General features: G+C 61.9%; 13 protein-coding genes. 4 read left to right on the forward strand and 9 right to left on the reverse strand.

The genetic code is table 11. The features are described from left to right. Window positions 1-68: 68 nt before the first annotated feature. From pstC to mshD, 3 genes are all read right to left on the reverse strand, one after another. Complete coding sequence (gene pstC, locus QP994_RS02930; RefSeq protein ID WP_284855122.1) at window positions 69-1,058, reverse strand: phosphate ABC transporter permease subunit PstC; 990 nt, start codon at window positions 1,056-1,058, stop codon at window positions 69-71. 140 nt (window positions 1,059-1,198) lie between these two features. Beyond that, complete coding sequence (gene pstS / locus QP994_RS02935; protein WP_502869995.1) at window positions 1,199-2,374, reverse strand: phosphate ABC transporter substrate-binding protein PstS; 1,176 nt, start codon at window positions 2,372-2,374, stop codon at window positions 1,199-1,201. Window positions 2,375-2,450: 76 nt separating this feature from the next. Next, a complete protein-coding gene (gene mshD / locus QP994_RS02940) occupies window positions 2,451-3,335 on the reverse strand; it encodes a mycothiol synthase (protein WP_284865317.1) in 885 nt (294 codons plus the stop codon). Between the two features lie 33 nt (window positions 3,336-3,368). Between mshD and QP994_RS02945 the strand changes: the two genes are divergently transcribed. Together QP994_RS02945 and QP994_RS02950 are read left to right on the forward strand one after the other, a co-directional pair. After that, complete coding sequence (locus tag QP994_RS02945) at window positions 3,369-4,112, forward strand: LmeA family phospholipid-binding protein (protein ID WP_284865318.1); 744 nt, start codon at window positions 3,369-3,371, stop codon at window positions 4,110-4,112. 20 nt (window positions 4,113-4,132) lie between these two features. Beyond that, window positions 4,133-4,852, forward strand: coding sequence for a heme-binding beta-barrel domain-containing protein (locus tag QP994_RS02950; RefSeq protein ID WP_284865319.1), 720 nt, complete (start codon window positions 4,133-4,135; stop codon window positions 4,850-4,852). Window positions 4,853-4,857: 5 nt separating this feature from the next. Here QP994_RS02950 and QP994_RS02955 read toward each other — a convergent pair whose 3' ends face one another. Further along, the gene (locus QP994_RS02955) at window positions 4,858-5,772 is read right to left on the reverse strand and encodes an aminodeoxychorismate lyase (protein WP_284865320.1); all 915 of its coding nucleotides are present in this window, start codon (window positions 5,770-5,772) and stop codon (window positions 4,858-4,860) included. 20 nt (window positions 5,773-5,792) lie between these two features. On the opposite strand from QP994_RS02955, the gene ygfZ reads away from it, so the two are divergent. Further along, a complete protein-coding gene (ygfZ, locus tag QP994_RS02960) occupies window positions 5,793-6,989 on the forward strand; it encodes a CAF17-like 4Fe-4S cluster assembly/insertion protein YgfZ (protein ID WP_502869996.1) in 1,197 nt (398 codons plus the stop codon). Here the strand turns inward: ygfZ and QP994_RS02965 are convergent. From QP994_RS02965 to QP994_RS02985, 5 genes are all read right to left on the reverse strand, one after another. After that, window positions 6,982-7,530: a sugar O-acetyltransferase gene (locus QP994_RS02965; protein ID WP_284855128.1), complete on the reverse strand. Its 549-nt coding sequence runs from the start codon at window positions 7,528-7,530 to the stop codon at window positions 6,982-6,984. The genes ygfZ and QP994_RS02965 overlap by 8 nt on opposite strands. Window positions 7,531-7,584: 54 nt before the next feature. After that, on the reverse strand, window positions 7,585-7,806 hold the full coding sequence (locus QP994_RS02970) for a DUF3073 domain-containing protein (protein ID WP_284865321.1): 222 nt from the start codon (window positions 7,804-7,806) through the stop codon (window positions 7,585-7,587). Between the two features lie 157 nt (window positions 7,807-7,963). After that, the gene (purM, locus tag QP994_RS02975; protein WP_284865322.1) at window positions 7,964-9,037 is read right to left on the reverse strand and encodes a phosphoribosylformylglycinamidine cyclo-ligase; all 1,074 of its coding nucleotides are present in this window, start codon (window positions 9,035-9,037) and stop codon (window positions 7,964-7,966) included. 3 nt (window positions 9,038-9,040) lie between these two features. Continuing rightward, the gene (purF, locus tag QP994_RS02980) at window positions 9,041-10,555 is read right to left on the reverse strand and encodes an amidophosphoribosyltransferase (RefSeq protein ID WP_502869998.1); all 1,515 of its coding nucleotides are present in this window, start codon (window positions 10,553-10,555) and stop codon (window positions 9,041-9,043) included. A 27-nt stretch (window positions 10,556-10,582) separates the two neighbouring features. Beyond that, the gene (locus QP994_RS02985) at window positions 10,583-10,975 is read right to left on the reverse strand and encodes a sterol carrier family protein (protein ID WP_284865323.1); all 393 of its coding nucleotides are present in this window, start codon (window positions 10,973-10,975) and stop codon (window positions 10,583-10,585) included. Between the two features lie 45 nt (window positions 10,976-11,020). Here QP994_RS02985 and QP994_RS02990 point away from each other — a divergent pair, with 45 nt between their 5' ends. After that, window positions 11,021-12,046 (forward strand): acyl-CoA thioesterase, encoded by a 1,026-nt coding sequence (locus tag QP994_RS02990; RefSeq protein ID WP_284855132.1) that lies wholly within the window; start codon window positions 11,021-11,023, stop codon window positions 12,044-12,046. The last annotated feature ends 130 nt before the right edge of the window (window positions 12,047-12,176 follow it).

Raw genomic sequence — 12,176 nt, forward strand, 5'->3', positions numbered from 1 at the left:
ACGCAACTCGGTTGTGGTGGCACCCTCGGCAGCCTGCACGTTTTCAGGGTTAGTCATGTCTCACACACCTACTTCTTATTGACAATCGCGCGGGCGATCGAGTTGACGAGGAAGGTCAGGAGGAACAACACCAGGCCCGCAGCGATGTAGGCACCGGCGGAGGTGGGGTTGTTGAACTCGGCAGCGGCGTTGGCGATGGCGGTGGCGAAGGTTGTGCCGCCGTCGAAAAGCGATGCGCGGAACTCCGGGCCTGGAGAGACCACCATGTAGAGCGCCATCGTCTCACCCAGCGCGCGGCCGAGGCCGAGCATGGAGCCAGCGATGTAGCCGGACATACCGAACGGCAGGACCGTCATGCGGATGACTTCCCAGCGGGTTGCACCCAGCGCCAACGCGGACTCAATCTGTCCGGGAGGGGTCTGCACAAACACTTCACGTGTGGTGGCCGCGATGACCGGCAACACCATGATGGCCAGCACAATGCCACCTGTAAGGATGTTGCGGCCGGTGTCGAAGGACGGCGAGTTTGCGTAACGCTGGAACAGGAAGAAATCTCCGCCCCAGGAGTTGATCCACTCATAGAAACCGGAGAGCTTCGGGCCGAGCACCTGCGCGCCCCACAGGCCGTACACGATCGACGGCACCGCAGCGAGCATGTCCACGAGCCCAGCCAGCGGCTTCACTAGCTTCTTGGGTGCATAGTTGGACAGGAAGATCGCCACACCCAGTGCCACCGGCATGGCAATGATCAACGCGATGATGGACACCGTCACCGTGGAGAAGAACAGGTTCGGAATACCGAACTTCATGTTGTCCAGGTTGGAGGTCTGCCACTGCCCCTTGTAGGTAAGGAAGTTCTCAGTGTTGAGGCGCAGTGGTTCAAAAGCCTGCTTCAGCAGGAACAAGCCAACCGCAATGATGATAACGGTGATCAGTGCGGCGGAGACAGTGGACAGGGTTTCGAAGACACGGTCGCCCGGACGCTTAACGCCTGCGCCTGAAGCTGGTGGGCCAGCGGGGGCGTCCTTCTCCGCAACCGACAGTTCTTGGTCTGCCATGGTGACGTTTCCTTATGGTTCGTATTGTTCAGAGTGTGGCACTTCCACCGCATAAACATTCCCCCGGTTCACAGTGACACCGGGGGAAGTGGGTGGAGCTTTTCAGACTGTGAGCTGAAAAGTCTGCGGAGGTTTTCCGCTTAGGCGATTGCGTCGACTGCAGCCTTCAGCTTGTCGGCGAACTCACCGGAAACCGGGATGAAGCCAGCGTCCTCGAGCTCCTCATCCTGGGACTCCAGGACGACGTTGAGGAAGTCCTTGACCATGTTCTTGGTGGTCTCGTCGTAGCCCTTGGAGCAGACGATCTCGTAGGTGGTCAGAACCAGCGGGTATGCGCCCTCGTTGTTGGAGGCGAACAGGGAGGAGGAGTCAACGACCATGTCGTGGCCCTCGGTCTTGAACTGGACGTTAGCCAGAGCCTGGTTCACGGACTCGTTGTTCAGCTCAACAGCGCCGTTGCCGAAGTCGATGTTGGCAACACCGAGGTCGAGGTCGTGCGCGTAGCCAGCCTCAACATAGGTGACAGCACCGGAGGTTGCCTTGACCTGCTCTGCCACAGCGGTGGAGCCGTTAGCGCCAGCGCCGACGTTCTGCGGGAATGCCTTGCCTTCGCCTTCCCACTTGCCGTCAGAAGCAGCGGAGAGGAACTTCTGGAAGTTGTCGGAGGTGCCGGACTCGTCAGAGCGGTAGATGACGGAGATGTCCTGGTCCGGCAGCTCTGCACCCTCGTTGTTCTCGGCGATCTTCGGGTCGTTCCACTTGGTGATGGTGCCGTCGAAGATCTCCACCAGGTTGTCAACGGTGAGGTTCAGATCATCCACGCCGTCGAGATTGAAGGCGATAGCAACCGGGCCGATAACCATCGGCAGGTGCCATGCGTCGTTGCCACCACAACGCTCGCGTGCCTGCTCGACCTCGCCCTTGTCTTCCTTCAGCGGGGAGTCAGAGCCAGCGAAGACTGCCTGGTTACCGATGAAGTTCTTGATGCCGGAGCCAGAGCCGTTTGCGTTGTAGGCGAGGTTAGCGCCCGGGACAGCCTCGGCGTAACGGGAACCGAAGTAGTCCATTGCGTTGGCCTGGGAGGTAGCGCCCTCAGCAACGAGCTGGCCGGTCTCGCCGGACAGGCCCTCGATGTTGGTTGCATCCTGTGCCTCGGATGCGTTGCCGCCGTTAGCAGCGGTGTCGTTGGAGTCGCCGCATGCAACCAGGGAGACAGAAGCGATGGCTGCAACGCCGGCGATAGCGGCGGAGCGCTTGATGTTACGGATCACGGGGGGATACCTTTCCGGTGCGAATTCAGATTTTCTTCTGAGCATCGGTCTCACGCACCACAAATGGTGCCTGAGTGCTCACAACGAGCGAAGGTACGGACCGAGTGTTAATAGCAAAGGCCTAAATCGGTGAACAATGCGTTAACTTTGCGGATTTGTACACAACATGGCGTTCGACCACGGAAAACCCGAGTTGTTCATAGCGTTTCACGGCTGGTTCATTGTCAGCTTCGACATAAAGAATGACCTTTTGGGTACCCCCGGCCACGAGGTGTTCCACTCCTGTGCGCATAAGCGGGTCACCAAGTCCCCGCCCGCGGTATGCATCAGCCACGCCCACCACGTACACCTCCCCGAGGGTGTCCGAGTGGCGCTTTGTCCAGTGGAAACCCGCCAACGCGTCACCATCGAACAGGAAGCGCACGCCCTCCGGGTCGAACCACTCTGTGTTCATCACCTCGTGCAGTCGCGCCATGTCCCAGCCACCTTGCTCGGGGTGCCAGTGGAATGCCTCATTGTTCACTTGGAGCCATTGCTCATCCGCGGGCTCCCCGGCATAACTGCTCTCCCTGATCCCCTCCTGCTCGGTGAGCGCCTTCGCGGTGGAACCCGGCGCGCCAATAGCCGCAAGCTCCTCCCCTTCCACCGCCATGACCAGCAATTCCCGGGTCGGTTCCAGCCCCAAAGACTCCGCGAGAGCCCGCGCCGCAGGAAGGTTCCCATGCGCCCAGAAACCAGCATCAGGGCGGTGGGACAGGATGTGGGTGATGAGGACGGTGGCGTGGCGGTGACGTCGATAAGCAGGATCCACCGCAACCTCCGCGGACCCGTCAGAGGCGAGCCCGGCTAGAGCGATGAGCGCGTCCGCCTCGCGCACTGCGAAATGCTCGTGGCTACCGTCGAGGCCTTTCAGGAAAGCTTCGCTGAAAGCCGCCACCCCGTCGTGCTGTGCGACGCGGTCAAGGAGCTCGCGGGCTTCAGTGATGTGGAACTGTGGTTCATTCATGGTTCAAGGCTACGGGCAGACTACGGTGAGGGCATGAATGTGAAGGCCTATGTTGCCGCCGGGGTGATTGTGGCAGTGCCCGCTGTGGCTTTCGTGGTGGATGCTGCGACGGCAGCAAAAGTCGAACGGCACCTTGCGGTGCAAGCTCGGACGCAGGATGATCTGCCCGCAGATCCGGACACGTACGTAGGTGGTTTTCCCTTCGCACAGGTGCTGCGCAGCGACGAGGTGCCCCGCGTGAGTTTCCAGGCCCTCGATGTGGATGCCGCGGGGCTGACGGTGAATTCGCGCACCGATATTTATGAGATCACCATTCCTGCGGACAAAGCCTATGCAGGTGATTTTGTGGGCGCGGCCGCCAAACGCGTGGACCGCACGCTGTCCCTCGACGGGGTTGCTTTCGGTGAGCTGTTGAACATGACGGACCTGGACATCTCCAACCCCTACGACATCTCCCCCACCGGCGGATCCGCCAGCGAAGCCCAGCTCACCGGCACTGTTCCCGGCATGGAAGAAAAATCCACCGTGGTGGTCAACCTTCGCCTCAAAGGCCCGCAGTTCATCATGGAGCCCATTTCGCTTATCGACGTCTCCCCCACCCACGCCGACACCATCTCCCGCGCCTTCACCCTGACGTTGGACACCCGGGACCTGCCGATTGGTGGCCAAGCCGACAAAGTCGAAGTCGCTGGTGGCTCCATCCGTTTCTCCGCCGCGCAGCGCAATGTGACACTGACGTCTGCTGATCTATCGCCCGTCGCCCCGCCCGCGCGGTAAGAGGACTACGCTGGGCGGACATGGAAACGAATGAAAACAACACCCCAGAAACCGCTGATACCCCTGACACTCCAGACGCCCCCGAGCGCACCGCCCTGGATGGCAATGCCGCAGTAAACCTTGCCGCGGAGCAGTCGAAGAACACGGCGCACCGTAATATCCCGGCCCTGGGATTGGACGAGATCCCCCTGCCGGATGACACGGCTAACCTGCGCGAGGGACCCAACCTGCACGATGGCCTCTTGGGCCTTCTGCCCCTCGTGGGCGTGTGGCAGGGCACCGGCCAGGCCGTCGACTTGGCGGAGGACGGCAACCACACCGAGTACGCCTTTGGCCAGCAGCTGGTCATCTCCCACGATGGGGAGAACTACCTGCGTTTTGATTCGCGCATCTGGCGCATTGACTCCGATGGCAACGCCATTGGCGCTGACCAGCGCGAAACCGGCTTCTGGCGCATCTCGCTTAAGGACGAGATTGAGGTCACCCTGACAAACTCCCGTGGCCTCGTGGAGGTCCTCTACGGCGAACCCGTCAATGAGCGTGCGTGGCAGCTGACCTCTGCCTCCACCATCGCGACGGAAACGGGCCCGTCCACCCACGGCCCCGGCAAGCGCATTTATGGCCTCATGCCTAACAACAACCTCGGCTGGGTGGATGAGCGCGTAGCCCCTGGCTCCACGCAGGATGACATCGCCTTTGTCCCCTACATGTCCGGGGAGCTGAAGAGGATTGCGGGCTAGGGAGGCTACACGGTTGTCCGGGCCTCATCGATAAGCAAAGCAACTGTGGCCTCGTCCTTCTTGGACGGGGCCTTCGTTGCTGTGCCGTCGATCTCTGTGACGCGAACGCCACCGCGCACGGAGCTCACCAGCCAGACCTGGTCTGCGCCAAGCAGATCTTCCACCGTGAGGTCCTTTTCTTTACAGCGCCAACCGCGCTCTTCGGCGAGACCGAAAATGGCGGCCTGCGTTGTGCCTGGCAGCACGTCCCCACCGGTGACCGGCGTGCGCAATTTGTCGCCTTTGACCGTGATCACCGTGGACGTGGCACCTTCGAGCACGCGGCCGGTAGCGGGATCAACGAAGATGACGTCGTCGCAGCCCTGTTTCTTCGCCCAGCGCAGCGCCGCCATCGCCGCGGCATAGTTGAGCGATTTCGCGCCGACTGTCAGCCATGGTGTGTCATCCGTGGGGGTGAGCGTGTAGCCGCGCGATCCCGTGATCACCTTCACGCCCTTCTTGCGCTGCTTGAGCTGCTCCTTCGGAATCGGCCGCACAGACACCCACGCGGTGGGCACGCCCGTGGTTTCACGGCCGCGGGTGTAGGTCCACTGGCATTTCGCCTCCACGTCCTGCGGGTCAAGACCGGATTCCCGCACATACTCCCCCACGGCTTCCAGGGTGGCCGTGCGCCACGTCTCCGCCGCCGGTTCCGGCAAGTCCATCAGTGCTGCGGACCGCGTAAAGCGCGCTATGTGTGCGTCCAGGTTCACGGGCTTGCCACCGTGCACGAGGATCGTTTCAAAACATCCATCACCGCGTGTCACCGCCGCATCATCCCAAAACACGTGCGGCAGATTCACGTTCTGCCTGCGCATGGAACCCCCGAATGGTTCCACGAGATAAATAGCAGGCGCGTGAGCAGGTTGTACTGGAAGCATGCCCCCAATTATGCCCACGTATGATCGGTTGCGTGCATACGTACCGTTCACCGATGCTTGCTTTCCGTGGCGCGACCGAACTGCCGGACGCCGCCACCTCACCTTTCGACGCCGCCGGTGTGCCCTGGCACTACGGCGACCCCCTGCGGGAACAACGCCTCATCTCCCGCGGTGGGGCCGTGGTTGACCGCAGCCACCGCAGTGTCCTGCGCGTCACCGGGCCCGATGCCGCCACGTTTTTGAACAACCTGCTCAGCCAGAAACTCGATGATGTGGAGCCGGGTTTTTCCGCCGCCGCGCTCGATCTGGACATGCAGGGCCGCATCCTGCATCACGCAGATGTTTCGCTTATCAGCGCCACCCCAACCTTCTACCTCGACACCCCCTCCTACTCCCTCGACTCCTTCCGCGACTTTTTGACCAAGATGGTCTTCTGGTCCGACGTCACCGTCGAGGAGGCGGACCTGGGAATCCTCACCGTGTTAGGCGCGCCCTCAAGCTTCTCCCCCGCTGAATTCCTGGATGGTGCTGGCATCGAGGTCACCTTTGAACGCACCGTCCCCTGGTCTGTGGCTCGGCGTATCGACGTCGCCGTGCCCCGCCCCGACCTCGCCACGGCATACAAAGCCTTAACTTCCGCCGACGGCGCCGGTTTGGAGCGCGCTGGTCTTATGGCGTTTACCGCCGAGCGCATCAAGGCTCTCGAGCCGGAACTGCGCGCAGACTTGGATGATAAGTCGATTCCCCATGAAGCCCACACGCTTATCCGCCGCGGGGATAACCTCGGCGCGGTGCACCTAGAGAAAGGCTGCTACCGCGGCCAAGAAACCGTCGCGCGGGTGGAGAACCTGGGGCGCTCCCCGCGCCTACTCGTACTGCTGCACATCGACGGCTCCGCACCCCTGGAGCCCAAGCCGGGCGACCCCGTTGTCTTCGGTGGGCGCACCGTCGGCCACGTTGGGTCCATCGTCCACGACTGTGACTACGGCCCCATTGCCCTCGCCCTGGTGAAGCGTTCCGCACTCAACCAAGTACTCGAGCTGGATGAGCAGCTGGAGGTCATCGCAAGCGTCCGCGCCGAAGGCGCGGACGGTGACAACGAGGTCGTCCAGGAGATCAACGTCTCCGCCACCGTGGACCCGGATTCCATGCCGAAGGATGAGGGGGAACGGGCGGGAAGGGTAGCCGTCGATAAGCTGCGCGGACGTACTAACTGATCTCGCGCTTCACGCGTGCGGGCACACCGGCAACGAGGGAACCTGCGGGAACATCCTTCGTCACCACAGCCCCGGCGGCAACCACACAGTTATCGCCGATGGTGACACCAGGCATGACCATCGCGCCGGCCCCGAACCAACAGTTCTTGCCAATCGTGATCGGCTGAGCTCGCTCCCAGCCCTCCGCGCGCTTCGCTACGTCATCCACTGGGTGGCCCACCGTGATCAACTGACACGCAGGACCAAACATCGAGCCCGCGCCAATGGTGATCTCCGCAATGTCCAGAATCACGCAATTGAAGTTGACAAAGCAGCCTTCACCGAACGTGGTGTTCACCCCGAACTCAAGGTGCAGCGGGCCCCAAATCTCCGGGACAGCTGACTGAGGCGAGAACATCTCCCCCAGCAACTCCTGCGCGCGGGCGGGATCAGTGTTACCCAACGCGTTGAACTCGCGCGTCCGCGCCCACGTAATGCGATGCTGCTCCTGGGCCTCCTCAGAATCAGGGAGGTACCACTGACCGGAGCGCATGTCTGCCATGCTGCCTAATTTGTCCATGCTGCGGAGACTACACCCGTAGTGGAGCGAGGGTGGTTAACGCGCGTCGTCTTCGTCGTCCTCGGCGTCTTCGTCGTCCCAGTCCGCGTACTCCGCGTACTGGTCATCTACCTCATAGTCATCATTGTCATCCCACCGGGAGTTGGAGCTCTGCCCAGCGAGTTCACGCTGGAGAGATTCCAGGTCCATCTCGGGCGTGTTGTACTTGAGCTGGCGTGCAACCTTGGTCTGCTTTGCTTTGGCGCGTCCGCGGCCCATGGCAGTGACCCCCTTGAGGTGTCTAAAGGGCGGCCGAAAATTGTCGGCGGCCCCAAATAATATTCCTGAAATTTGTCCTGCAGCCACTATAGCGTGCAAGTCAAATTATGTGCGACATCGCCTGTGCCAGGGGGAATGCACAGGCGCGTCATCGTAGCTACACCGCGTGAGTGCCCACGAGGGTTGCACGCTGGCCAGCATCCTCTTCCGTTGCGCCACGCACAACACCAAGCTCCCAGCAGTCCACGTGGCGTGCGGTGAGCATAGCCAGTGCACGATCACGGTCCTCAGGGGCGACGATAGCCACCATGCCTACGCCGGCGTTGAAGGTCTTCTCCATCTCCTCCACCGGCACGTTGCCCACTTCCGCGATGGTGCGGAAGATCGGGGCCGGGGACCAGGTGGCGCGGTGCATCTCCGCAACCTTGCCTTCGGGGATGATGCGCTCCATGTTGCCCACCAGTCCGCCACCGGTGACGTGGCAGAAAGTGCGCACCTCGCACTCGTTGGCCAGGGCCAGGCAGTCGAGGGCGTAGATGCGGGTGGGCTCCAGAAGTTCCTCGCCGAGGGTGCGGCCGAGCTCCTCAATGTGGCCGTCAAGAGGCAAGCCAGCCTTCTCCAGCAACACGTGGCGCGCCAAGGAGTAGCCGTTGGAGTGCAGGCCGGAGGATGCCATACCGATGATCACATCGCCCTCGCGGACGCGGTCCGGGCCGAGCAGCTCATCAGCCTCGACGACGCCGACGGCGGTAGCGGAGACATCATAGTCATTTTCACCCATGACGCCGGGGTGCTCCGCGGTCTCACCTCCCAGCAGGGCGCAGCCAGCCTGGACGCAGCCTTCAGCGATGCCTTCGACGATCTGCGCGACTTTTTCCGGCACGACCTTGCCAATGGCGATGTAGTCCTGCAGGAACAGTGGCTCCGCACCGCACACCACGAGGTCGTCGACGCACATTGCCACCAAATCAATGCCGATGGTGTTGTGAATGTCCATGGCCTGCGCCACGGCGAGCTTGGTGCCCACACCATCCGAGCCAGCGGCCAGCAGCGGCTCTTTGTACTTACCCAGGGCAAACAGGCCAGCAAAACCGCCCAGGCCACCGCGGACCTCCGGGCGGGAGGCACGCTTGGCGTGGTCCTTGAACAGTTCGACGGCACGGTCACCAGCTTCAATGTCCACGCCAGCGGCGGCGTAGGAAACGGGGTTGGTGTTTTCCGGGGTGGTCATGGCTTAAAACATCCCTTCCTGAATACGCCGGACGGCGTCAGCGTTGACGTTGTTTTCCGGCAGTCCCAGCGGGTAGTGGCCGTCAAAGCAGGCGGCGCACAGGCTGTCGGCCGGGCGTTCGGTGGCAGCAATCATGTCATCAATAGACACAAACGCGAGTGTATCTGCGCCGATGACGCGGCAGATGTTCTCTGCCACAGCATCGTCATCACCGCCCGCGTTGTTGGCAATGAGCTCGCCGGGGCTAGCGAAGTCAATGCCGTAGAAGCACGGCCATTTCACTGGCGGGGAGGCGATACGCACATGAACTTCCCCGGCGCCAGCCTCGCGCAGCATGCGGATGAGTTTGCGCTGGGTGTTGCCTCGCACGATGGAATCATCCACCACCACTAGCGATTTGCCCTCAATGATCTCACGCACCGGGTTGAGCTTCAGACGCAAGCCCAGCTGACGCAGAGTGTCTGACGGCTGGATAAAAGTACGGCCCACGTAGGCGTTCTTCATCAGCCCCTGCGCGAAAGGAATGCCAGAGGCCTCCGCATAACCAATCGCCGCGGGTGTGCCGGATTCAGGCACTGGCATAACGACGTCCGCGTCCACCGGCGCCACCCTCGACAGACGGCGCCCAATCTCCAGACGGGCCGCGTTGACGGTCTTGCCTTCCACCACGGAATCCGGGCGAGCAATGTACACATACTCAAAGACGCAGGTCTTCGGCGCTGGCTTGGCGTAATTCTCAGTGTGGATGCCGGAGGCGCTAATAGCGATGAGCTCACCCGGCGCGATGTCACGCACAAAAGAAGCACCGGTGATGTCCAACGCGGCGGTTTCGCTGGCGATGACCCAGCCCTGCTCCAGACGGCCCAGGGACAAAGGGCGCACGCCATGCGGGTCACGCGCAGCGTAGAGCGTGTGGCCATCGGTGAAGACGAGGCAGAATGCGCCCTGCAGCTTCGGCAGCAGTTCACGAGCGGAGTCGAGGAGGGTGCGACCATCGCGGACGCCGTCCGCAAGTAATGCCGACACAACCGCCGTATCGGATGAGGAACCTTGGCCTTCCACGCCCTCAGCGGGAACGAGGCGCCGCTCAATCGCTTCAGCCTGCAACGTGGCGTAGTTGATCAGGTTGCCGTTATGACCCAAGGACACGTCCGTGCCATCGGGCGAGGTGCGGAACATCGGCTGCACGTTTTCCCAGTTCTGGGACCCCGCCGTGGAATAACGGGTGTGACCGATAGCCACGTCGCCTTGGAGTGCGCCCAAAATCGTCTCATCAAAAACTTGGGACACCAGACCGCTGTCCTTGAACACCACGATCCGGCCCTTGTCCCCCACCGCAATACCCGCGCCCTCCTGGCCACGGTGCTGCAGGGCGAACAAGCCAAAATAGGTCAGCTTAGATACGTCTTCTCCCGGCGCCCACACACCAAACACACCACACTCTTCGCGTGGCTCCTGCTCATCAGCTTCCAGAACATCCAGGTTCACGGGCACACCAGTAGGAGTACCGTTGTTCACGCTTTGCACGGCCTCAACCCTAGTTGATTAGCTGGCCGGGAGGGCAATCACCGGAAGACCCGCCGCAACCTCACCCGCACGGGAGCCGGATGCCTGAATTCGCCCATCGGCCACAGCATCCTCAAAATCAATCAGCCCCGTGGCCAACTGCAACCACACCTCAGGGGCCATTTCCACCACGTTGGGCGGCGTCCCACGGGTGTGCCGTGGCCCCTCGACACACTGCACCGCAACGAACGGGGGCACGCGCAGCTCCACGGTGTGGCCGGGGAGTTCGGCGGCGAGGGCGCGCACGGAACGTCGACAAGCATCTGCGAGCAACGTGCGAGAAGGCTTTTCCGCGCTTTCCGGATCCACAATCCACCCCGCAATCGCCACAATCGCCTCACGTGTCGCCAGCGGATCATTCTTAGCAGCCATACGCTCATCCTAAAAGGACACGACCAAGCGAGTAGTGTTGTGCCAATGACGCACAGCACTGGAACCGAAACACCTCGTGTGACCGTAGAAAAATCCCCCTCCATCACCCTGCGATTCATGGCCGCACCGACGGACGTGATCCTCGCCGGCGCCCAAGGTGTCTCCGGCGGGCGCGTACTGGAATGGATCGATAAAGCCGCCTACGCCTGCGCCGTTCAATGGTCCTCCACCTACTGCGTGACCGCGTACGTCGGCCACATCCACTTCACCCGCCCCATCCCATCGGGGCACATCGTGGAAGTACGCTCCCGCATCGCCATGACAGGGCGCTCCTCCATGCACATTGTCAACGAAGTGCTCTCCGCCGACCCACGCGAAGGCGTTTTCACCCGTGCCTGCGACTGCCTAGTCATCTTCGTGGCCAAGGACACCGAAACCGGCAAGTCCATGGCCGTACCCACGTTCATCCCCACCACCGAGGAGGAACGCCGCGCCGAGCACGCCGCAAAATCCCGCATCCAGCTGCGGTCCGAAATTGAATCGGAGATGCTCAAGCACACCTACGACGGTGAATCGCACGCACCCCGCATCATCCACCGCTTCATGGCTAAGCCGACGGACATCAACTGGGGCGGCAAAGTCCACGGTGGCACCGCCATGGAATGGATCGATACCGCCGGCACCTCCATCACCATGGAATGGGCAGGTGAGCGCACCGTCGCTGTCTACGCCGGCGGTATCCGCTTCTACAAACCCATCTCCATCGGTGACCTCATCGAGGTGGATTCACGCCTCACCCAAACCGGTAAGCGCAGCATGGCTGTAACCACCCACGTCCGCGCCGGCAACCCGCGCGGCGGCCGTGAAAACCTGGAAACAGCAATCCACGCCACCTTCACCTACGTGAGCACGGACCTTGACGGCAATCCTCTCCCTGCCCGCCAGTTCACCCCCGTGACCACCGAAGACAAGGCGCTGTGGGAGCACACCAGCACGCTGCGTAAGCTGCGCGAGAAGTACCAGCCGATGCCGCTCATTGAGCCGGTGCCGGCAACCCAGACCATCGACTAGGCGTCACCGCTCCCATTCGATATTTCTGACTACCGTTGGGTTTCCTACATCCGTTTCCCCAGGTCGCGATTTCTGGGGTGTCAAATAATGCGAATGGCCTCCGCTTAGACGCGGAGGCCACTGCTGTTTG

It is taken from the genome of Corynebacterium sp. MSK044, assembly GCF_030232825.1.
Classification (GTDB): domain Bacteria; phylum Actinomycetota; class Actinomycetes; order Mycobacteriales; family Mycobacteriaceae; genus Corynebacterium.